Source organism: Fulvivirga marina, assembly GCF_016775155.1.
Classification (GTDB): Bacteria; Bacteroidota; Bacteroidia; order Cytophagales; family Cyclobacteriaceae; genus Fulvivirga; species Fulvivirga marina.
In genome coordinates this window covers 407,166-430,702 of sequence record NZ_JAEUGD010000066.1, presented here as the reverse complement: position 1 = coordinate 430,702, position 23,537 = coordinate 407,166, and the positions used below count along the sequence as shown (strand labels likewise).

At 40.8% G+C, this 23,537-nt stretch carries 17 protein-coding genes; 9 read left to right on the top strand and 8 right to left on the bottom strand.

What is annotated here, in order from left to right; all coding sequences use genetic code 11:
- The first annotated feature begins 26 nt into the window (after window positions 1–26).
- The 4 genes from JMN32_RS22710 to JMN32_RS22695 all read left to right on the top strand — a co-directional run bounded on the left by JMN32_RS22710 (window position 27) and on the right by JMN32_RS22695 (window position 5,819).
- Window positions 27–272 (top strand): serine hydrolase, encoded by a 246-nt coding sequence (locus tag JMN32_RS22710; RefSeq protein WP_202859082.1) that lies wholly within the window; start codon window positions 27–29, stop codon window positions 270–272.
- 191 nt (window positions 273–463) lie between these two features.
- Entirely contained in the window at window positions 464–2,836 is a 2,373-nt protein-coding gene (locus tag JMN32_RS22705; RefSeq protein ID WP_202858681.1) for an ABC transporter permease, read from the top strand.
- A 115-nt stretch (window positions 2,837–2,951) separates the two neighbouring features.
- On the top strand, window positions 2,952–3,260 hold the full coding sequence (locus JMN32_RS22700) for a hypothetical protein (RefSeq protein ID WP_202858680.1): 309 nt from the start codon (window positions 2,952–2,954) through the stop codon (window positions 3,258–3,260).
- Window positions 3,261–3,455: 195 nt separating this feature from the next.
- The gene (locus JMN32_RS22695) at window positions 3,456–5,819 is read left to right on the top strand and encodes a TonB-dependent receptor (protein WP_202858679.1); all 2,364 of its coding nucleotides are present in this window, start codon (window positions 3,456–3,458) and stop codon (window positions 5,817–5,819) included.
- A 135-nt stretch (window positions 5,820–5,954) separates the two neighbouring features.
- Here the strand turns inward: JMN32_RS22695 and JMN32_RS22690 are convergent, their stop codons facing one another.
- Together JMN32_RS22690 and JMN32_RS22685 are read right to left on the bottom strand one after the other, a co-directional pair.
- Window positions 5,955–6,599, bottom strand: coding sequence for a hypothetical protein (locus JMN32_RS22690; RefSeq protein ID WP_202858678.1), 645 nt, complete (start codon window positions 6,597–6,599; stop codon window positions 5,955–5,957).
- Window positions 6,600–6,645: 46 nt separating this feature from the next.
- Window positions 6,646–7,671 (bottom strand): alcohol dehydrogenase catalytic domain-containing protein, encoded by a 1,026-nt coding sequence (locus tag JMN32_RS22685; RefSeq protein ID WP_202858677.1) that lies wholly within the window; start codon window positions 7,669–7,671, stop codon window positions 6,646–6,648.
- Window positions 7,672–7,942: 271 nt separating this feature from the next.
- On the opposite strand from JMN32_RS22685, the gene JMN32_RS22680 reads away from it, so the two are divergent.
- A complete protein-coding gene (locus JMN32_RS22680; protein ID WP_202858676.1) occupies window positions 7,943–8,848 on the top strand; it encodes a DUF72 domain-containing protein in 906 nt (301 codons plus the stop codon).
- 653 nt (window positions 8,849–9,501) lie between these two features.
- Window positions 9,502–10,089 carry a hypothetical protein gene (locus tag JMN32_RS22675; RefSeq protein WP_202858675.1) on the top strand — a complete coding sequence of 196 codons (588 nt, stop codon included), beginning with the start codon at window positions 9,502–9,504 and terminating at the stop codon, window positions 10,087–10,089.
- A 99-nt stretch (window positions 10,090–10,188) separates the two neighbouring features.
- On the opposite strand, the gene mnmE is transcribed toward JMN32_RS22675, so the two are convergent.
- Complete coding sequence (gene mnmE, locus JMN32_RS22670) at window positions 10,189–11,571, bottom strand: tRNA uridine-5-carboxymethylaminomethyl(34) synthesis GTPase MnmE (RefSeq protein ID WP_202858674.1); 1,383 nt, start codon at window positions 11,569–11,571, stop codon at window positions 10,189–10,191.
- Window positions 11,572–11,842: 271 nt separating this feature from the next.
- On the opposite strand from mnmE, the gene JMN32_RS22665 reads away from it, so the two are divergent.
- The 3 genes from JMN32_RS22665 to JMN32_RS22655 all read left to right on the top strand — a co-directional run bounded on the left by JMN32_RS22665 (window position 11,843) and on the right by JMN32_RS22655 (window position 18,757).
- On the top strand, window positions 11,843–15,100 hold the full coding sequence (locus JMN32_RS22665; RefSeq protein ID WP_202858673.1) for a hypothetical protein: 3,258 nt from the start codon (window positions 11,843–11,845) through the stop codon (window positions 15,098–15,100).
- 428 nt (window positions 15,101–15,528) lie between these two features.
- Entirely contained in the window at window positions 15,529–16,464 is a 936-nt protein-coding gene (locus tag JMN32_RS22660; RefSeq protein ID WP_202858672.1) for an NADP-dependent oxidoreductase, read from the top strand.
- 529 nt (window positions 16,465–16,993) lie between these two features.
- Window positions 16,994–18,757: an OmpA family protein gene (locus JMN32_RS22655; RefSeq protein ID WP_202858671.1), complete on the top strand. Its 1,764-nt coding sequence runs from the start codon at window positions 16,994–16,996 to the stop codon at window positions 18,755–18,757.
- A gap of 29 nt (window positions 18,758–18,786) precedes the next feature.
- Here the strand turns inward: JMN32_RS22655 and JMN32_RS22650 are convergent, their stop codons facing one another.
- The 5 genes from JMN32_RS22650 to JMN32_RS22630 all read right to left on the bottom strand — a co-directional run bounded on the left by JMN32_RS22650 (window position 18,787) and on the right by JMN32_RS22630 (window position 23,493).
- Window positions 18,787–19,677 carry a metal ABC transporter permease gene (locus JMN32_RS22650; RefSeq protein ID WP_202858670.1) on the bottom strand — a complete coding sequence of 297 codons (891 nt, stop codon included), beginning with the start codon at window positions 19,675–19,677 and terminating at the stop codon, window positions 18,787–18,789.
- A gap of 50 nt (window positions 19,678–19,727) precedes the next feature.
- Complete coding sequence (locus tag JMN32_RS22645) at window positions 19,728–21,017, bottom strand: metal ABC transporter permease (RefSeq protein WP_202858669.1); 1,290 nt, start codon at window positions 21,015–21,017, stop codon at window positions 19,728–19,730.
- Between the two features lies 1 nt (window position 21,018).
- On the bottom strand, window positions 21,019–21,831 hold the full coding sequence (locus JMN32_RS22640) for a metal ABC transporter ATP-binding protein (RefSeq protein ID WP_202858668.1): 813 nt from the start codon (window positions 21,829–21,831) through the stop codon (window positions 21,019–21,021).
- An 85-nt stretch (window positions 21,832–21,916) separates the two neighbouring features.
- Window positions 21,917–22,840 carry a metal ABC transporter solute-binding protein, Zn/Mn family gene (locus JMN32_RS22635; protein ID WP_202858667.1) on the bottom strand — a complete coding sequence of 308 codons (924 nt, stop codon included), beginning with the start codon at window positions 22,838–22,840 and terminating at the stop codon, window positions 21,917–21,919.
- Window positions 22,825–23,493: a metal-dependent transcriptional regulator gene (locus tag JMN32_RS22630; RefSeq protein ID WP_202858666.1), complete on the bottom strand. Its 669-nt coding sequence runs from the start codon at window positions 23,491–23,493 to the stop codon at window positions 22,825–22,827. The genes JMN32_RS22635 and JMN32_RS22630 overlap by 16 nt, the downstream gene beginning before the upstream one ends.
- Window positions 23,494–23,537 lie beyond the last annotated feature (44 nt).

The following is a 23,537-nucleotide window of genomic DNA, read 5'->3' as shown; positions in this document are numbered from 1 at the left end:
ATTTATAAGGTGGTGTAGCGTTTGTTATTCTTGTACGAGTAACTATTGACTATAGTGCAACTGTCTTTGAAGCAGCTTCAATATCAAAACCCGTGTTTACATATTTTGTGATGAAGCAGGTAGAGAAGGGGGTGTTGGATATAGATACACCTGTTTATAAGTACCTTCCTAAAAAAGAAATAGTAAGTGGCCGAAGGCATAAGCTGATAACAACAGGAGTGCAATTCTGTTCCGGCCAAAGACGAGGGTGTGGGAATAGTCTTGCTGAGTAATAGCGATAATTTTCTGAAGTCTAAATTCGCTCAGAAGGTAGTAGAGTTTTTGGGAGAGTTATGGTTTTCAGTAGCTTAAAATAAAGTGGGAAATCGGTTAAAGGTTTTATTACGTGAGAAGGTAATTAGTACACGTCGAGTTTGTTTAACTGTAGAATTAGCCAACTAAAACTAAATAGTAGAAAAAATAAATGTTCAGGAATTACCTAAAAGTAGCTTTTAAAAATATTTTGAGACAAAAGCTAATCGTTTTGATCAATGTTATTGGTTTAAGCGCAGCCCTTGCATGCTGTATTATAGCCTATCTGAGCTGGAAGTTTGACCATAACTTTAATGCCTTTCATGTTAACGTTGACAGGATCTTTAAAGTAAATAGCGTGGCTAATATCAACGGTGTACCGGTTAACTTTGCTATTACTCCTTTGCCTTTGTCACCGGCTATGAAAACCGAGATTGAAGGAATAGAGACATCGGTTCGGTACACGGAGACCAGGGAAGAGTTGATCTTTGGGGACGAAACCTATAATAACAAGTTAGGGTTTGTTGATCCCGATTTTCTGGATGTATTTACTTTTAAGATTATCCAGGGGAATAAACTAGCCAAAGGTGATAAAAGTAAGGTGCTGATCTCTAGGAAGATGGCTGAGAAGCATTTTAGCGGGAAGGACGCTATAGGCGAAACGATTACAGTTAATTACAAAAATATAGGGGAGAGAAGCTATACCGTAAATGGTGTTCTGGATGATATCCCACTCAATTCGAGTTTCAATTTCGATATGCTGCTGTTGTTTGACAACTTTCTTGATCTGGCAAAGTTGGAAGAAGACGACTGGGCATCATTTGTTCTCACCACTTTCATACTCATGAAAGATGCTTCAGAAGAAGAAAAAGTTGAAGGGCAACTGGGGAAGTATGCTGCAATACAAAGTCAGGCCAGAGAAGATTTGAAAATGAATGGCTTTTATTTGGACCCACTGCCAGAAATGGCAGGCAACCTGGAAAACCTGAGAGGAAATGTGCTTAGACAGGGGTTGCCTTCTTCAGCAGTAATTACGCCCATTGTAATGGCCGTGCTGATGCTGTTGCTGTCTTGCTTTAATTTTGTGAACAGCGCCATGGCCATGTCAGGAAAAAGGTTAAAGGAAATAGGCTTAAGAAAGGTTTTCGGAGGTACAAAGAACCAGGTAATGATACAGTTTTTAACTGAAAACCTGGTAGTTTGTCTGATTGCCATATGCCTGGCCATAGTGCTTGCCAGCTTTTTGGTGCCGGCTTACAGCGCCTTATGGTCCTTTTTAGAGCTGGAGTTCAATTTCTTTGAAAGTCCGGATATTATTTTACTCTCTGTGGTGTTATTGATCGTAACAGCCGTTTTGGCCGGAGCCTATCCTGCTTTCTATGTAGGTTCATTTGACCCTACCAAAATATTCAGAGAGAACTTTAAACGAGTAGGAACTAATGTTTTTATGCGATTCCTGCTGCTGTTTCAATTGAGTATTGTACTACTATCTTTAATTGCAGGACTTGCCTTCAACGAAAATGCAGAGTATCAACAAACTCTGGATATGGGGTTTGATCACCAGCAAACCATAGTGGTGCAGGTAAATAATAAGTCCGAGTATGACATATTTGCTAATAGGCTGACTCAGGAACCCAAAATATTAAGTGTTTCCGGCTCAGAAGGACACATAGGCCGGAATATCTATACCAGCTCGGTGCAATCGGGTGATAGAGAAGAACGGGTAGAGGGCATCAATGTAAGTCCTGAATTTTTAGAAACAGCTAGCCTGACTATACTGGAGGGAAGAAATTTTGAGCAACACTCTGCAAGAGACAGGTCGGAGTCGGTGCTTGTGACGGAAAGTTTCGTTAAAGAATTTGGATGGGAGGAGCCGCTCAATAAAAAGATCATTGTAAATGACACGCTACAATTATTTGTGATTGGGGTGGTGAAGAATATTTATATGCGGGGACTATGGCAGCCCGTTAAGCCACTCTTTTTGCGTATGGCAGATGAAGACAGGTATCACTTTATAACTGCTAAAGTAAACCCGGAGGACCGGTACATGATGAGGCATAAACTGGAACAGGAATGGAAAGAAACCTTTCCTAATATTCAGTTTCATGGATACTTGCAGGAAGAGATGCTGTACGAGGCCAAAACCATCAATAGTAATATAGAAACGGTATTTTTTATTCTGGCCATGGTGTCTTTGTTTATTAGCTCTTCAGGCCTGTTTTCCATGCTTTCATTGAATATCGCGAAGCGATCCAAAGAATTTGGGATCAGAAAGGTTTTGGGAGGCTCAAAGACGAATATTGCATTTCATATCACTAAAGAGTTCATGATAATTTTACTCATATCCATGTTTATAGGAATATTTGCAGCTTCTTATTTTGTGGATTGGCTATTGGATAGCATTTACACCTACCATACCCAAGTAAATATATTTGCCATATTTTCAGCCACCATACTGCTATTTGGCATTTTTGCTATCACGGTGGGGTATAAGGTGATCAAAACCGCAATGGAATCTCCAGTGAAAGTGATTAGGAATAGTTAATTGAAGATAGCTTGATTTTGTATTTCTTATTGATAATTAATTATCCTTAATTCTTGTTTTATTTAATTAAATAATATTTAAAGTATAAAGTTTTAAAACTTAACCAGTTGATGATATGAATGTTCCGCACATTACCGAAGTAAAAGAGAAGCTCGACGGACTTAAATCTCAAAAATTGATTAAAGATTGGGAATTGCCATATGAGGATATTTTAACCCGCATTAGTTCGGCAGTATTTTTTGTTAGCCTCGAGGATGATGGTAAGGCAGAAGAAGTTTGGAGCGAGTTAAGTGGAGTTAAAGATTTTAGTGTAAGACCCAATGAGGAAAAGAAGCTTTCTGAGTTGTCGTATAGACTGACTTTCAGTAAGGAAGAAAAAGAAAAGAATGAAAGCCTAAAAGAAGAGGCGCTGGCAGATAACTAATAGTTTTTTTACATGTTAATTGACTTCCGTCAACAGCGAATAAGAGCATATACACACTGTCAGTGTAATTCAATGGCTTGTACAAAGGAATGTATTGCCTTATGTAAATGCTTTGACCAGAACCTGTAAAGTTAAAATGTAATAGCAAGCAATTGTTTTTGAACTCTTCCGAACGATATAGATCAACACATTGAGATGAAAATAAAACCAACAAATTATATACTAGTCATTCTTTTTATGTTAGTGCTCGGACCATTGTGGGCACAGCAACCAACGCAAACGATCCGGGGAACGGTACGTGATGTCGATTCCAAAGCACCCTTAATTGGTGTAAACGTAGTGGTAAAGGTGCCTGGGCCTTTAACGGGAGGGGTGACCAACGAGCAGGGCAACTTTGAAATACGCAATGTACCCGTGGGTAAATATGATATAGCCGTTTCATATATAGGGTATCAAAGTAAGCTTATACCTAACGTTATTGTAACCAGTGGTAAGGAAGTGGTGCTTTCTGTAGAAATCACGGAGTCTATTACCGAGCTTGAAGGCGTTGTAATTACCAGCAATGAGCAAACAGGCGAAGTTTTAAATGAATTTTCTACCGTTAGCAGTCTGTCGTTTTCTATGGAAGAGTCCAGCAAATATGCAGGTACCTTCAATGACCCGTCAAGAATGGTAACGACTACTGCCGGAGTTATTGGAGGCGGAGGTTCCGATGATGTGGAGAATGAGATAATCATACGTGGAAATTCACCCAGAGGGTTATTGTGGAGAATTGAGGGCGTAGAGGTTCCCAGTCCTAACCATTTTACTGATCAGGGAGCTTCCAGCGGCTCGGTAAGTATCATTAGCAGTAACCTGATGAGTACATCCGATTTTTTTACCAGTGCATTTCCTGCCGAGTACGGTAATGCCCTGTCAGGTGTGTTTGATATTAAAATTCGCAAGGGGAACAGTGAGAAACGGGAATATGCTTTTAGCTTAGGGCTGATAGGCATGGATGCAGCTATGGAAGGACCCTTTAAAAAAGGAGGAGGATCATCTTATTTAATGAATTACAGGTATTCAACCTTGTCCGTGTTAAATGATATGGGCATTGAACTGGTTGATGATGCCTTGCCTATTTTCCAGGACCTCTCGTTTAAAGTTAATATTCCTACCCAAAAACTAGGTACATTCTCCTTATTCGGAATAGGCGGATTAAGTAAAGAGACAGAAGTGACTAAAGGTAGGTTAAGTAGTGGAGAAGACGGTGATCTTCTTAAGGAGACTTTTACCTCAGATCTGGGAATTGTTGGCCTTAATCATGATGTCATGCTTAATGACAAAACCCGTTTGTTAAGCGTACTTTCCTTTTCGGCTAACGAGGTAAGTTTTACCCGTGATGTATCTATCTCCAGGAGTAATACCATTAGGGTTAATAATGAAGACTTTGTTGATTATTCAAGCCGGTTGTCTGTTGCATTGAATCATAAGTTCAATGCTCAGCACCTTTTCAAAGGAGGATTTATATACAGTTATTTAAATTATGACCTGCTTTCTCAAGTCTATAGCAATAGTGAAAGAATGCTGGTAGATGAGGTGAATAATGAAGGGAACACAAGCGTGGTTCAAGGATATGCTACCTGGAAATACAGACTAAGTGGAAATTTTGTTTTGAATTCAGGGCTACACTTTACCCAGTTTATGCTTAATAATCAGAGGTCAATAGAGCCCAGGCTCAATGCCAAGTGGTTTTTGGACGACAAGCAGTCACTTAGCTTTGGTTTTGGTTTACACAGCAGGAGAGAGGGGTTGGCTACCTATTTGGTCGAAATGTCACCACAAAGCGATGTGCCGCCCGTGGCATTGAATAAGGATCTAGACCTTTCAAAAGCATTGCATTATGTTTTAGGATATAACTACTTCTTTACGGATAACCTTTCTTTCAAGGCAGAAGCATACTATCAGGACCTGTACGATGTGCCTGTTATTGACAACTCTTATTATTCTGTGACCAATGCCAAAAAAGGGTTTACCGGGTTTGAACTTGTGAATAAAGGGACAGGAACGAATTATGGTGTAGAACTTACGCTGCAAAGCTTCTTCGATCAAAACTATTATTTCAATACCAACGTATCGCTCTTTCAATCCAAATACATAGGAGGGGATGGAGTAGAGCGTAATACACTTTATAATAGTAACTTCGTAGCCAACGTACTCGGTGGCTATGATTTCGACCTAGCCAAAAATAGATCATTAAATTTGAATGTAAGGGCTGTATATGCAGGAGGCCAACGTTATACTCCCATTAATGAAGAGGAATCCAGACGACAGGGAATGGCCGTTTATGATCTGAGTAGAATATATGAAGAGCAGCTGGAAAACTATTTTAGAACAGACTTCCAGGCCAGTTATACGCTGAACTATCCCAAGCATACCCTTACTTTTAAATTGGAGATCCAGAATATTACAGACAGATCGAATGTCAGGGAAATAGTTTATTCGCCCGTACTTCAGTCTGTTGATGTTAAAAGGAGAGGGCAAATATTGCCCATCGCCAGTGTACAGGTTAAGTTTTAATTTTCTACTAATGACCGATTATTTGATGTTTGGAAATCAAACATCAGTGACCGGTCTTACCACAACCTTTCCAACCGTTTTATTTATTTAACTCTGACAGGGTTTTGAACCCTGTCAGAGTTAAATAAATAAAAATTAAACCTCAATAATAAACTTGCTCAGGTCATCATCCTCACTGCCCAAAACATGAAACTCCTGATAACAGCTTTGGTCACCAAACCATTTGATTACCTCTTCCCTTTTTAGGCGGGTTTTTCTGGAGTCAAGGTGGCTCCAGTAAGAGGAGTAGGGGTAGTCCTTGAAATCGTCAGTAAAACCATGTTTTTCGGGGTTCTTGTGAATGTAGCTGACCAGACGGGAAAAGTAATGATCATTTTGTACTGGAATCCTTCTGAATGGCCTGTCGAACAGACTTCCTGTGCGGCCATAGGCCTTGTTAATGGACTGAGAGTAGCTGTTAAATAGTTTGGAGAACTGTTTGCCTATGGTTTTGCTAAAGTCTATCTCGGCGCTGAAGTTATTATCTCTATCTCTGACAGGGTTCAAAACCCTGTCAGAGATGATAACTTCAGCAGAACAAGTTCTGATCAGAAAGTGAAAATGGTTGTTTAGCAGGCAGTAGGCATAAGTATCCGCTATGGGATTGATATATTGCGCGTACTTCTCCAGGAAATAGTTGTAATTACAGGCTTCCTTAAAAATTGATTCACCATTAATTCCCCGGTTATATACATGATAATAGGTCTCTGGTTGAATAGGTTCGGTATGTTTCTTTCTCACTAAAGATCATTATAGAAATGGATAAATTATGGGGAATAATAAATTATCAGTTAACCTTCACCACAACCTTCCCAACCGTTTTTCCTTGCTGGAAAAGGTGAATCGCCTCATGCATCTGGTTAAAATCAAAAGTATGGCCGACATGTTGAGGTTTTAACTCTAGAGCCTGCAATTCGCTGAGTATCTCAAGCATCATATCAGTTTGCTCATAAAGGTAAATGAGATTGAACCCCATCAGCGATTTGTTTTGAGAGGGGAGCCTTAGAGGATCGATCTTAGGTCTTTTGAGAAACTTCCAAATCAGTTTGGGGTAATTAGGCCTGGAACCATGGCTGGTAAAGCTAGCTGACCCATAAGCCACCATCCGCCCCATAGGAGCCATAGCCTCCCAGCTTTGCTTCAGTATGCTGCCCCCGATGCATTCCATTACCAGGTTCAACGGTCTGTCATGAAGTGCAGTTTGTAACTTATCTCCAAAATCTTTGTCCCTGACAATCACTTCATCATAAGCCTCCTGAGTTTTTAAGAACTCAACCTTGTGGTCATTGCTTACCGTACCAATCGTATAAGCACCATACTTTTTACAAATACGATTAGCCAGTATACCCACGCCTCCCGCCGCACTATGGATCAGTACAGCCATATCCTTGTTCAGGTTACCCAGTTTAGTCAGTCCATAATAAGCGGTTAACCCTTGGACCAAAAAGCCTGCTCCTTCTTCATAGCTCCAGTCATCGGGTAAAGGGATTACATACCGATGATTTGAGTTGATGTGTGAAACATAGCCCCCAAATTTAGTTGCCCCCATCACACGATCACCAACCTTCCATTTCTTTACATCTTTGCCAACCGCGATGATCTCTCCCGAGTACTCCAAACCGGGAATAAATGATCCTTCAGGCGTGGCACTATAAAGCCCTTGTATGGCAAAAATATCGGCAAAGTTAAGCCCTACAGCTTTTACCTTTACACATACCTCATCGGCTTCCGGTTCAGAGAGTTCTTCAGTTTGGAGTTTAAGGCTTTTAATGGAACCGGCTTTTTCAGTACGGTATACCTGGCGTTGGATCATAAGTTTACGTATTGGTTTGTGTGTTGCTCATCAAAATCAAAGCGAGTTAAAACTACTTAAAATTTGTCTCTGTATCCAAAGTTTATGCAGGAGAGCGTGCCATTTACATAAATACCTTAAATTATAACAAGCCCATTTCAAAGATGTCCCTGATAAAGCGTATTTTAGAGTACGTTATCTTTTAACTCTGAAAGAAACAACTGCCATGAAATGAAAAGTAAATGAGTACATTGGTCTCAATACTTAATACTAAAATCTCAATACTAAAATTATGAAATTCGGAAAAGTAGATAACCCTGAAGAAATAGATTTTACCCTTCCTGCTGATCATCCTGATACCGGAAAAGTTTTGGGAGCGAATGACAAGCCACTACAAACAGTGAGTGTAGGTTGTGCCAAATGGAATAAGGCTGATCTGAAAGGGTTTTACCCCAGAGGCACAAAAGATGAACTAGGGTACTACTCCAACGAATTTAATTCAATAGAACTGAATGCGACCTTTTACAATCTATATAAAGAGGAGCAAATCCTTAAATGGAAGGAACGCACTCCGGAAGATTTCAAGTTTTTCCCAAAACTGCCCCGTTATGTAAGCCACCTAAAGCGACTGAGCGCGGGGTATGAAGATTACCTGGATGACTACCTCGTAGGTATTCAGGCCTTTGGAGATCAGTTGGGGATGTTATTCCTGCAATTACATGATAACTTTGGCCCCAAGGAAGAGAATTTCAATAGACTGAAAAACTTCATTGATAAATTCCCACATGACCTGCCACTGGCGGTTGAGCTAAGACATACAGATTGGTTCGGAAATCAGGAAGTTGCAGATGAGTTATATGATCTGTTAGTGAAAAACAATATTAGCAATATACTGGTAGACTCAGCCGGCAGGAGAGACATTATGCATATGCGTCTCACTACTCCCACCGCTTTTGTTCGCTATGTAGGAGCCAATCATGAAAGCGACTACAACCGTCTTGATGACTGGATAGAGCGAATCAAAACATGGAAAGAACAAGGTTTGGAAAACCTCTACTTCTTCATTCACCAAAATGTAGAGAAGGAATCACCACTTTTGGCTGCTAAATTTATCAAAAAGCTTAATGAGGCAATTGGTACAGATATCAAGATACCGCAGATGCCGCAGGATAAGCAGGGGAGTTTGGATTTGAAGTAGTGGACTAATATCTCTGAGTTAATAAGGCATGGGGACCTATTCATGTCTTATTATACACATCATAATTACTCTCGTAGCCTATTCCGGAATGATCTCAATAATATGGCTGTCCCAAATCTTCCGAAATCTTAAGATATCATAATGATTTGATCAAAGGAGAAAGTGTTTTAGGCCGATATGTTTTTATCGTAAGCATCCAATGTGATGAATATAAGGGATAAGGCTATAATTAACAAAGGGGATATTTTAATCCATAGCCCCCCTGATAGATTATGCTAGTGTCTCCTCCCAATAGTATAATTCATCAGTATTTCATGAGTTGTGATTCATAGGTTACCTTAAGTAGGTTAAATGGAATTTAAGTATGTTTACGATTTGTATTTTATCAAAACTTTTAACTTATTAGAAGCGTTAAATTGAGACATGCCAAGCAAAAAGAAAATAATTGAAATAAACTCCAAACGAGAACCAACTCAGGGGTTTTCAGCAGAGGATTTACATACTGCCAGCGTACAGGCTATTGAGACTATAAGAAAAAATAACTGTATAGCTAAGGTTAATGTAAAGACTGTATACGCCGGATGTTTTTTAACTTCTTCTATCTCAGAATCTAATTTTAATTATTCAACATCATATAAGCATTCAATTGATTCTTGAGTAACAAAGTTTATGTTTTCGGAGGCCCCAATGGAGTTGGAAAATCAACACTTGGGAATCAGTATAGTAGAAATCATAACATTAGATTTGTAAACCCAGATCAAATAAACAGTGATCAAGCAATTCTACACGGAGAACCATTATCCTATATAGAATTGAACTATGCGATAGATACTTATATTTGTTCAGCAATTGAAACCGAAGAACAAGTTTTAATTGAAAACAATTTACATAATAAAGAAAGTTTTAAGTTTTTGTTGTCATACATTAATGCTTACAAGGCTAAGTCGTTTTGCTACTTTTACTATTTGGATGATGTAGATGAACTGGTACGAAGAGTAAAAGTGCGAGCTGAGCATTTAGGAAATATTGTTTCGGAAGATACAGTGCATGAAAGGTACGCGGGTTCTTTTAATATGATTTTAAACGAAATAAACTCTTTTGACGAGATTCACTTTTTCGATGTATCCAATCTTACCCCAGTTAAGGTTTTTGAAGTGTTCAATGGAGAATTAAATTATATTAATGAAAAAGAAGAATTTGAATGGAGTAATAAACTGATAGATCAAATCCTTAATAATTGATAGACATAAATTAATTCCTCTCCTATGCTCGCAGAAGATTTCTTTTTGAAATAGGGATAATCCATGGTCCCCCGACAGACCACTCTAACCATAGTCACATCACTTCCCAATACAAAACTTCGAAAAAATATTCGCCAGTAGATCATCCGTAGTGATCTCCCCGGTAATCTCCCCGAGGTAATGCAGCGACTGACGGATATCCATAGCCAGAAAATCACCCGTAATATTATTGTCAAGACCGTTTAATACATCCATGAGTGCATTGCGGGTTTTGAGTAAGTTATCGTAATGGCGGATGTTAGTTACGATGGTGTCACCAGTTTTGAAGTTGTCAAGGTTTACCACTTCCAGAATGCGACCCTTGAGTGTGTCAAGATTCTCTTTGGTTGCTGCCGATATCAGTACTGAGCCTTTGATCTTCTCTATGGCTGCTTTCAGGTCCGGCTGTGCTTTGTCCTGCTTGTTGCCTACAACAATAAAAGGTATGCCGAGATTTTCCAGTTTATTGATGTCACGGTTTACATCCACGAGGTTGTCATTAGCCATATCGATCATATAAATGATCAAAGAGGCCTTTTTCATTTGCTGTTGAGTACGCTCTACACCTATTTTTTCGATGGTGTCGGTAGTTTCGCGCAGACCTGCAGTATCTATGAAGCGAAAGGTAATGCCACCCAGGTTGATCTCATCTTCAATAAAATCACGGGTAGTACCGGCAATGTCGGAGACAATGGCCTTCTCCTCATTGAGCAGGGCATTGAGTAGGGTAGACTTACCCGCATTGGGCTTACCCGCTATCACTGTAGGTACACCGTTTTTGATCACATTACCCAGGTCAAAACTTTCAATAAGGGCATTGATCACTTTAAGCAGGTTATTAATGAGCTGTTTAAGATCATCACGATCTGCAAATTCCACATCTTCTTCTCCAAAATCCAACTCAAGCTCAATCATAGAGGCAAAATGGATCAACTCTTCACGCAACTGACGGATTTGCTCAGAAAAGCCACCACGCATCTGGTTTAAAGCAGCCTCATGAGAGGCAGCGGAGTCCGAGTTGATCAGGTCAGCGACAGCTTCAGCCTGGGCCAGGTCAAACTGACCGTTGAGAAATGCCCTTTTGGTAAATTCGCCAGGAAGGGCCAGGCGTGCTCCCTGAGCAAGCAACACCTTGATCAGTTGCTTTACAATAAAGGGAGACCCATGACAGGATATCTCCACCACATTTTCTTTAGTGAAAGATTTAGGAGCTACAAAGAGAGATACTACAACCTCATCTATAACTTTATTGTTATCGCGGATCGTTCCGTAATGTAGGGTATGAGATTCCTGCTTTTCAAGGTCTTTGCCTTTAAAAACCTTATTACAGATCTTTATGGCATCGTTGCCTGATAGCCTGATCACAGCAATGGCACCTACTCCGGGTGCAGTGGCTAATGCTACTATTGTATCCTCTGTCGATCCTATATGTGGTGTACTCAAGTCTTTTCCTTTTAAATTTCAGCGGCAAAGTTACGGTAAAAAGTGAAGAAGTCGCCGTAGGCCTGTCAGGTAGTTGAAGACCTGATGCATTATGCTATGCATATTGATGGGGGAGAGTTGTCTGCATTTTTCTTATTTCAGGTTTACTCATTTAATATTGTCATTAAACTACTTAAAATTGTATAATATAATTATATTTTATTAATTTTATATACAATCATATTGTTATTTAATCCTACCTGAAATGATCTCGAACTAAAAAATCAGCAAAATGAAAAAATTGGCTTTAATTATTGCATACATGGTATGCTTTCTTTGTGCGTGCGTTACTTTGTACGCCCAAAATGATCCCCCGGTACACTTAAATGTGAAAGGACTGGAGACCCTTCACCCATCATCAATAAGTGTTAAATTTGAAATTGATAGTATAGCTCAACTTGATTATTTAAAGGTGTTTGATTCAACCAGGTTTGCAGCTATTAGGTTAGGGTATGATGAAAACGCTGTTTTTAAGGAAGTCTTGGATCTCAATGATGGATCATATCAGTATTTGGAGATGATCTTAAAGGACTTTAGTGGTAGGGATTGGAATGGAATGTTTCTGGCACTTAACGAAACATACCCGCCAAATGCAGTTGCAATAGGCTCTTATTTAGCGTCCGCTGAAGATTTAGGTGATGGATGGTTCAAAATAAAAATACCCGTTACTGACCTTGGTCCAATAGGAATGTTAAGTCACATTACATTTCCACACGCTTTTAATACCAACATTGGCGTTAAAAACATCACTTTTAGCGGTGGAGCAAAGAGTTTTGAGTGGTTTGGAGTAGAAAAGTATGACAATGCCATAAAGGAAAATCAACCGGGTCAATCCCAGTTAGTCTTTAACCCTGACGGTATCAGGCCAGATCAGCTTACCTTAAAGGTACTGTCTCAAAATGTTGTGCTAACGCAGGATATGATGCCTTACAAAAGCTTTACTGTTGGGACTGTTGCCGGAAAAAATAAACTTTTAGGTATAGTATCGGGTAAAGATGGAGCCATCTACTATTCAGATACACTTACATTCAACGTACCTGCGGGTCTTGAATACCATGTAACAAATGTAAGTTGCCACGGAGGTAGTGATGGTAGTATCGACATTTCTTTGGAGGGGGGATTGGAGCCATACATTTTTGCCTGGAGTAATGGAGCTAATACAGAAGATGTTAGTGGATTGCAGGCTGGAATATACACCATTAGTATAGCGGATTCTCTGGGCCGTAGTCTGACTTCGAACATTAGGGTAAATGAACCAGATAGGTTGAGTGCGACCCTTATGCCCTCTGGTTGCGAAGGTGACAGCTTGTTATTAAAGGTATCAGGAGGAGTGGCTCCTTATAAATATAGTATCAATAATGGAGCTTTTGAGAATTTAGGCAATCCGGACAGTAATGTAGCCTGGAGATTGCTCACCAATCAAAGTATAGATCAGGATGAAGTTTATCCTGCTGTACCTGATTACGGCAGTGATCATGAGAGTAACCTGTATGTTACAGGAAGGTATGTAGATACGCTACGATTCGGTGATGAAGTTGTGGGGGAGGCGGGTGAGAACGGAAGCTACCTGGTTAAACTAAATACCTATGGCGAATTTCAATGGGGTGTGCATAACCCGGATATCTATGTAGTGAGCTCTGTAACCGATGAGGGGGGCAATACTACCTTATATATAAACGTCTTATCATCCACAGAGGTACAAGGCCATCAGTTGGGAGCTGGCCTGTACTTATTGAGGATTGATACAGAAGGAGTGGTAACATGGGCAGAATCAGTTACCATGACAGTAGCTGATATGGACACCGATGGGCAGGGTAACATATATGCAATGCAATTATCAAATGGGCAAGGCACATATATGTCTAAGTATTTAAACGATGGTCAACTGTTGTGGAGTAAAAAGGTAATGAGTGAAGGCGCTGCTCTCACCGATATAGACGTTACCAGCAATGGAAATGTTTTTGCTATTGGACATTTCGAGAAAACTATTGATTTAGGAGGTCTGATATTCACTAGTAAAGGCTATAATGATGCTTTTGTAGTCGCGTATAACGCCGATGGCTATACATTGTGGGCAAAAACAGGTACCAGTTCAGAGAAGAATGTATGGGGCAACCGGGTAGTAGCCGATGAGGATGGTAATGTTTTTGTTACGGTCGAATATTACAAGCCCAATGGGAAATTTGATGATATCGTTATAGATGAAGCTGCGGTAGTCCTTATTCGTCTTGAAGCTTTAAAAGGAGATGTAGTTTGGATACGGCCATTTGCCTTCGCAGGATTTCTTTCTTTCTTCTATAATTTTAATATGGCCATACAAAATGACGGAACTATTTTTATGGCGGTGCAGAGTATCGATTTTCTCTTAAGAGAAGGGGAGGAGGTTGATATCAGGTATTACACAAATTTTTTGTTGGGGTTTGATTATTCCGGGGCGCTTACTTCATCTGTGGGTATTGGGAATGCTTACTATGACCATGGACTGGAGGTGGCGTTGGTTGCCACCAATGATAACCATGTTGTTTACCCCGATTACCGTACTGGGTATACAATAATAAAACGTGGAGCTTCCATGAGTCAGCTCATTCCCTGGAATGGGGCAGATCAATATGTTACGGTTAAAAGTGTTAATGATTGCTCAGTTACGGTAGAGTCGGACTCCATCGATACTTCCCCTGTAGCCCCTGCCATTTGCTACGTTACCTCAGAAACGGAAGGCAATCGAATTGTGCTAAGCCCTGATCAGGAGGAAGTAGATTTTTATAATATATATAAAGAGACTGGGGCAACTGATCAATATGAATTTATAGGTTTTACTACAGGTAGCGAATTTTTAGATTCGATATCTAACACTTGGGAAAGAAGTTATAAATATGTGGTGACTTCGGTTAATGCTTGTGATGTTGAGTCAAAGCGTAGTGAGGCACACCGCACCATGCATTTAACTGTCAACCAAGGTAACTTAGGTCAAATTAACCTGATATGGGACGGTTATGAAGGGTTTGAATACAACAGCTATAAGATTTATAAGGGCTCTTCATTATCAGACATGCAGTTGATCACCAGTGTACCTTCTTATCTATTTACCTATACTGATCTAGATCCCTCTATTTATGCCCAGTTCTATCAAATTAGGATTGAAACCGAGGATGCATGCACACCTCCTTTACAACCTGCTTTTAATGGACGAATTGCCGAGGGTAACGAAGCTTTTGAGGTTACTTCGAACATCTCAGCCAACTATGGACAAGCCGGGAACCTGTCATTCTATCCCAATCCGGGGCTTGATCGTGTACATGTGAAGTTTAGTCCGGATGGAGATGAATATTTGCTCAAGGTGATTGATAGTGGCGGGAGAGTGGTAAGGCAAATTGAAGGGGTATTTGATAAAGCCGTAATAGAAAGAGGAGAGTTGCCCGCAGGTATATATAATGTGGTTTTGAGTAAAAATTCAGGAAACCCCATGAATGGAAGAATTGCCTTTCATTAATGATGGATGGTGGGGAGATGGTGATTAGTGGAAAGTTCACAATTTTTTATTGTGTATAAAAGATGTGCGAACTACAAAACTACAATCGGGTTTAGTACTCCACACATAATCCTTTGAAACGGTAAGTAATGGCTTGTGGCTCAAATTTCAGGCAGGTTTATTTCGGAGGGTGAAGTTGTACTGAACAGAGGCTTTACTAAACTTTCAAAAGTTTAGTAAGCTACTGCCCAATAGTATCAGATGAAAGTAATCGGTAGCTGGTGAATTATATATTAATCAATGATTACCGGTTACATCTGACTAAGAACTATTTGCCAAATTAAATGTAGATAAATCATAACCAGACCATGCCTGCACTTGTTAATAAGTTGGTGCGAAATATCTGTTCGTACCTTCTATTAACAATTAACTTATAAAACCAATTATTTATGGAAGCTGCAATATTAGAAGAATTTGGAAGCAAATTGTCCGTTAAAGAGCAACCTACGCCAGAACCTGGGGAAGGAGAGCTGCTCGTGAAAATTAAAGCCTCCGGAATAAACCCCGTAGATGCCAAACTTGCTCATGGCTATATGAAAGACAGGTTGCCCCATGAGTTTCCAATGATATTGGGGTGGGATATGGCAGGAATAGTAGAAAAGAGAGGGCATGGAGCCCGGAGGTTTAGTGTTGGCGATGAAGTATATGCCTATGCGCGCAGGCCGGAGTTAAACAACCATGGTACGTTTGCAGATTATATTACCATTCCTGAAAGCTATCTGGCCAAAAAGCCGATTAATATCAGTTTTGAGGAAGCTGGAGCCATCCCTCTGGCTGGGCTTACTGCCTATCAGTCTATTCTTGAAGTAGGTAAACTTAAACTTGGAGATACAGTCATGATACTGGGAGCATCCGGAGGGGTAGGTTCATTTGCAGTGCAGTTGGCTAAATATGAAGGAGCCCAGGTAATAGCGGTGGCCAGCAAGGATAACCATGCTTACCTCAAGGAACTTGGAGCAGACCATTGCCTGGATTATAAAGATCAAAAAATAGAAGAGGTTATCTGGGACATTGCCCCCGAAGGAGTAGATCTTGTTTTTGATGCAGTAGGGGGTGATACCACATTGCAAGGCGCACGTTGCTTAAAAGAAGGAGGTAGGCTCGTGTCGATTACTCATAAGGGAGATGGGCTTCCTGATCATATTGATTTTCATTATGTGTTTACAGAGCCTAACTCCCGCCAATTGGATCATATCAGAGAAATGGTTGAAGCCGGTACATTGAAAGTGAAAATTACTAAAGCATATCGTCTTGATGATATTAATGATGCTTTGGAGCAGATAGAGACTGGTCATACCACAGGAAAGATAATCGTCAAAATGTAGATTGAATAGCTCTATACACCTTAAATAAAGAGAGTTTCTGGTCGGAAGCTCTCTTCTTATTTTTAATATAGCAACCTAAAAAAACACCACAAATAATAACCAGGAAAGTATAGCTGCATGTGGGTGCTTACAACGTCTCCATTTCATTCAGTAGTATATCAGCACCTGACAATGATATACATGGTGAATCAATTAGCGAAGATTGACTTTTTCTATGAATACATAAAATATTGAAAACATGGGGTTTGTTGGCACCCTTACTTTGCTTGTGGCTCTTATCCATTTACCAACGGAAACGCAGCACTTAATACCTTCCTCGAATTATAAAATGTGTTATGTTTCTCCTTTTGGCTGTTTGGAAACCTTAAACGTACTTAAGAGGAAAGATCGTTTTCAGTAGTAATGATGGGTTTTAGGAAGTGTGATAAAATTACCACTGCTATAATATTTTAGAAAAGCATATGTCTCAGTATGGGAGAAAAGTCTTATTTTCTATATATTAAGATTTTGGTTAGATCTATACAAGGCTATGAGGTTTTATACAATATTGCTTTTTTATTTGATTAGTGTTCCTCTGTTCTCTCAGCAAGATTCGGTGAAGCAGGCACAGCTTTATTTGCAGCAGGCCAACCAGATCTACAGTCAGCAAAAAGAGGCTATAGAGATAGCCAAAGAGTTGTACGTTCAGGCCGCTAACCTGGACCCGGCTAACCTTGAAGCTAACTGGATGGCTGGTAGTCTGTACCTTGAAACTATCAATAAGGATGAGGCCGTGGTGTACCTGTTACGTATAGAAGCTTTAAAGCCCACATACAGGTTTGACTTGTTCTATTTTATTGGACGTGCCTATCATTACGGGCTCGATTTTGATAAAGCCCTGGAGTATTATGAGCGATATAAGCGCAAGCTTTTAGGAAACAGAAGTTATAGAGGAAAAGACCGCGTGCCGTTGGCAAAAGTAAACAGAAGTATCCTTGAGTGCTCTAATGCTAAAGATATTATAGGCAAACCTGCACAGTATTCAGTGATTCCGTTGGGGGAGAATATAAACTCAATTTGGCCTGATTATGCGCCTGTGCTCAATAAAGACGAAACTATCATGATCTTCACCTCCAGAAGACAGGAGGGAAACACCACAACCAATGTGGATAAAGACAATTTTTATTTCGAAGATGTATTCATATCCAGGAAGTCAGGAGGTGAGTGGGGGCCTGCTGAAAATATCGGGCCACCGATCAATACCGAATATCATGATGCCAATATAGCACTATCAGCAGATGGAAAAAGACTGTACCTGTATAAGGACGTGCAAATGGGGGATGTCTATTACTCAGACTATGAAAACGGTCAGTGGTCTGAACCTAAGTTTTTAACAAATAAGATTAATTCATCTATTTATTCTGAAAATGCAGTATCAGAGACATCTTCACCCGATGTTATCCTCTACACCAGCAACAGGCCGGGAGGCGAAGGAGGGATTGATATTTATTATTGTACCAAAGATGAAAAGGGGAACTGGTATAAGTCCAAAAGTCTGGGGACTGTTATTAATACAAAATACGATGAGGATAGCCCCTTTTTGGCGCACGATGGAAAGACACTATATTTCAGCAGTTCCGGTCATAAAGGCTACGGTGGGTACGATATTTTTCGGTCAGTGTATGATAGCGCTAGTGGTGAGTGGTCGACACCTGAAAATCTTGGATATCCTGTAAATACACCTGACGATGAGATATTCTTTCAAATGACATCTGATGGCAGGAGGGGGTATTTTGCCTCTGTTAGAGAGGGTGGTGTAGGGTTTACTGACATTTTTATGATTAAATACCATGGTGATAAAGATCATAAACCAGTAGCGTTTCTGACCAAAGAGCAGGAGAAATTGTTTAAAGGTATTGAAGCGGAACAATTGGCTCAGTCCAATAAGTTTGAGGAGTATGAGTTGAGACTGATGGAGCATACCCATAAAATATTTTTTAATACTGACCAGTCGGCAATTAAGGATGAACATCAGGTTGAACTGGATAGCATCATAACTCTGGTGCAAAAGCATGATATACTTAATATAGATATTGCTGGGTTTGCAAGCTCCGATGGAAATCCGCGCTATAACCTGGAGCTATCACATAAAAGAGCCTTGATCGTGCTGGATTATCTTGTAAGCAAAGGCATTAGTGAAGAGCGTATTATAGCACGCGGTTATGGCGCCATTGATGAAGATACCACGCCTGAAGAGCAAAGGCGTGCTGATGTTCGTGTAGTTATGACCGGAGTCTCTGATAAATCTCCCTGACCTATTTTGTTTTATTATGCGGTTTTGTTTTAAACCCCAGAAGGCTTAAGTATAGCTTTCTTTCTTCTATGTTTAGCTATTAAACCATTGGTAGGACTTAGTAGAAAGGCCAGCATAAACAGCAGTCCGGCAACTGAAGCCATAGCACCAGCTATGGAGCCATCAAACCAGGCGGCCAAATAATACCCCACCGCTGATATTACTACTCCTAATAGAGAAGTAATGAGAAGCATTTTCTTTAAGTTTTCAGTGAGTAAATATGCGGTAGCGGGAGGAGCAATAAGCAGAGCTACCACCAAAATCGCACCTACAGATTCAAATGAAGCCACAGTTGTAAGCGAGACGGCGCCCATAAGAAGATAATGCCAAACGGCTGTTGAAATGCCTATGGCAGAAGCATAAGCGGGGTCAAAAGTGGTGAGGAATAACTCTTTGTATCCTAAAGAGATAAATGCAATCAAAATAATAAGTACTGTCCCTGTAATGTAAAGTACCCGTGGTCCCATGATTTGTCCGGAGTCAGTGATCCACAGGTCAAGAGGAACGTATGCAATTTCGCCATAAAGCACACAATCCTGGTCAAGATCTACCTTGCCGGCAAATACTGAAATCAGAATTACGCCTACAGCAAACAGCCAGGTGAACGTAACGCCAATCGAAGCATCTGTTTGCAGTCTGCCTTTTTTATGGAAAAATTCAATAAGAAAAGTGGTAAGAATGCCAATAGCACCGGCCCCAATAAGCATGGTGACCGAATCTCTTGATCCAGTGAAAAGAAAGGCTAAAACTATGCCTGGCAGTACGGCATGAGAAATGGCATCCCCAACCATGGCCATCTTCCTCAGTATTAAAAAGCAACCCAATAGCCCACAAGCTATGGCTACCAATGATCCTGCTAATATTATCTGTAATGCTTCCATTTTTACTTACTCTGATTGTTTTTTGCTTACTGCCTGCATTTGACTTTCGTTTATTGGTAAGGAATCTCAGACTGATGCGGGTCTACTGTAGGGTAGTCCAATAGCTTTTCAAGCCTGGTTTCCAGTTCAGGAGTCAGTATATGCTCAATAGTATCCGCGTCATCATGAACGTGATCAGGTGCGATACGTAGGTATTGTGTCAGGTAGAGTTCCCACAACCTGTGCAACTTTACAGTACGCTGTCCCTTATGCTTACCTGCCTTGGTAAAAGACCAGTGGCCACTCTCATTCCCTAGGTATCCCTCTCGTTTGAGTCTCCGTAGCCCTGTTTTTAAGGAAGCAGGGTCAAATTTCCTTTTAGTTAATATTTCTTCAATGGTTCTTTTTTCATAGAAATTCTTTTCCTCCTCGCCAAGTTGATACAATGCCTTTAGTATATTTTCGTCATTGATCTGCCTTCTGATCTTTCTTTGGTTATTCATCCTGTACAATATCCCTCGTTTAGGAGCCATGAAGAACGAAATAAAGGCAATGGTTGAAATCACTACAACAATCCATGGGCCGGTAGGCATCGAGGGAGCAATGTATGAGATGTAAGCTCCTGTTAGTCCACTAAAGGCTCCGAATATGGCTGCCAGCCAAACCATTGTGGAGATCTTTTCTGTCCAGAAGCGAGCAGCAGCTGCAGGAGTAATGAGCATGGCAGCCATGAGCACTACACCCACCGCCTGAATGCCGATAACCACCGCCAGTACTGTAAGGGTGGTGAGTAGGAGTTCAATAGCTCTTACCGGCAGGCCAATGGTGGAAGCGAAATCTTCGTCGAAGGCCAGTAATGTAAATTCCTTAAAGAAAAACCAGACACTTAGGATCAATATGGCGGCAATCACCGCAAATGCAATGAGATCATTGCCAACAAGGGATGCTGCCTTACCAAAAAGGATTTGATCAAGACCTGTTTGAGCAGCATTCCCCGACTTTTGTATGATGGTGAGCATGAATATGCCAATGCCGAAAAAAACGGACAAGATAAGCCCTATAGCTGTATCTTCTTTGACCTTTGAGTGGGAAGATATGATGTCGATTAGGATCAGGGACAGCCAGCCCGTAGCAAAGGCCCCAAAGATAAGTATGATAGGATTTTTTTCGCCATACAAGATAAACGACAAGCAAACACCTGGTAGTACGGAGTGTGCGACGGCATCTCCCACCAGTGCTTTCTTTTTGAGAAATGTGAATGAGCCTACAATTGCTGAACTGGCTGTAAGTAGGAGGGAGCCAATTACAACATACCGGATGTTGGGGTCAGCAAATGAAAAGAATTCAAAGAAAGTGTCCATATCATTTGGGTTTTTGTGCTTTATCGAACTGTTCCCTGTTAGGGAATCTCTCCCTTCTGATCAGATCACCTACATCGCTTAGCAGTGTAAGCTTGCCCCCGTAGGTTTCCTGTAGAAGCTCCGTTGTAAAGACTTCAGAAGTAGGTCCGGAGCCTACGAGTCTCATGTTGAGCAGTATCACCCAGTCAAAATACTGTGTTACAGACTGAAGGTCATGATGAACCACAATTACCGTATTGCCTTTAGCAGACATTTCCCTGAGTATTTCGATGATAGCTTTTTCTGTGGCAGCATCCACACCAGCAAAGGGTTCATCCATGAAGTAGAGATCGGCTTGTTGGGCAAGAGCCCTTGCCAGGAACACGCGCTGCTGCTGCCCACCTGAGAGTTGAGATATCTGGCGTCCCGCGTAAGCGTCCATACCCACTTTTTGTAGGCTATCTAGGGCAATGTCCCGATCGGCCTTCCTGGGGCGTTTAAATAGCCCTAGCTTGCCATACCTTCCCATGAGTACCACGTCTAGTGCTGATGCGGGGAAATCCCAATCTACTGATTCTCGCTGTGGAACATAACTGATCCTATCTCTTACCTGCTTCAGATCCTTGTCAAAAAGCTTTACATACCCGCTGCTATTCGGTGTAAGTCCCATTACGGATTTGATCAGTGTTGACTTACCTGCTCCGTTAGGGCCTACAATACCAATCAATTTCCCGGCAGGGAGGGTAAGGTCTATATCCCAAAGTACCGGTTTCCGGTCATACGATACGGTAAGGTCATGGACTTCTAAAACCGGATTATCTACATGCTTAATCATTTTATTTTCTGGTTAATGACTTTTGGGGTACTGATTCAAATGCTTTGTCTATCGATCATCGAATATCGATAACGTCTGTTTTCTTCTACTTTAATGCTTCAACAATGGTATTTACATTGGCTGTTACCATACCTATATATGTGCCTTCAGGGGTACCTTCTTCACCCATAGCGTCAGAGTAGAGGTTGCCTCCGATAGAAACTTCAAAGCCACGTTCTTGTGCTCCCTGTACTACTGCATTGATCGATTTTTGAGAAACTGATGTCTCTACAAAAACGGCTTTAATTTTATGGTCTACAATAAATTTGGCTAGTACGGAAACGTCTCTCAATCCATATTCGGAAAGTGTGGAAATTCCCTGCAAGCCCTTAACTTCAATATCGTAGGCCTCTCCAAAATAGCCAAACGCATCATGGGCAGTAATCAATGTTCTCTGCTCTTTAGGTATTGTGCCTACCCTTTGGATAACCCATGCATGTAGCGACTCAAGTTGCTTGATGTAGTTCATAGCATTTTTGTGATAATAGGCTGCATTACGTTTGTCCTGTTTTTGTAAAGTGATGTCAATTTCCCTCACCGCCTCAATCCATAGTGATACATCAAACCAGATATGCGGGTCGTAGTTGTTGTTGAACTCTGGTACCTTTCTGAGCTTGGTATCTTCAATATTCTGGGCCACTGCAACAACCGGTTTCAGGTGACTGAGCTTTTCCAGAACTTCTCCCATTTTTCCTTCAAGATGAAGCCCGTTGTAAAAGATCAGGTCTGCGCCCGTGAGCTTTTGCAGGTCTCCCTGAGTGGCCTTGTAAAGGTGGGGGTCAACACCTGGTCCCATGAGTGCAATTACGTCAGCTGAGTCGCCCACAATATTGGTAACAGCATCGCCGATCATGCCAGTGGTGGTGACAATATTGAAATGTGCATTTTCAGAATTTTCTTTGGCAACTTTGCCGCATCCCGAAATTACAATCACCCCTAGAATGAGCCACTTTGTTATTCTGTAATCCATATATTTTCTGATACTTCTTTTGATATAAAAACTGTCTTCTTATTGTCGATCAAAATCTCCAGAGAACTGTCAAATTCTACCTTGTCAATTACCTTGATTTTAGCTCCGATATAAGCTCCGATTTTGTCGACATATTGTAGGAACGGAGCACTCGCATCTTTGACTGCCACAACCACTCCTTCGTGCCCGATTATACAGTCGCCAAGAGCCACTCGGGGTTTCGATTTGAACTCTCCAAATTCGTCCGGTATCGGGTCGCCGTGAGGGTCATATTTTGGATAGCCCAAAAACTCATCAAGCCGCTTGATGAGTAGGGGAGATTTAATGTGCTCCAATTGCTCTGCAACTTCATGAACTTCGTCCCAATTGAACTTTAATTTTTCAACTAAAAATGTCTCCCAAAGCCGATGTTTTCTGACCACTTGGAGGGCTGCTTTCTGGCCCATTTCTGAGACCTTTACACCCCGATATTTTTGGTATGAAATCACGCCTTTATTCGAGAGTTTCTTGATCATGTCAGTGACCGATGCAGCCTTCGTGTTAAGGGTGTCGGCTATAGCATTAGTAGAAACTGCCTGCTCATCATCACCCGATAAATGGTAGATGGCTTTGAGATAATTCTCCTCTGCAAAACTTAGTTTTATTTCCTTCATTATTAGCAAATATAGCAATTTAGATATATCTAAAAAATTTTTTA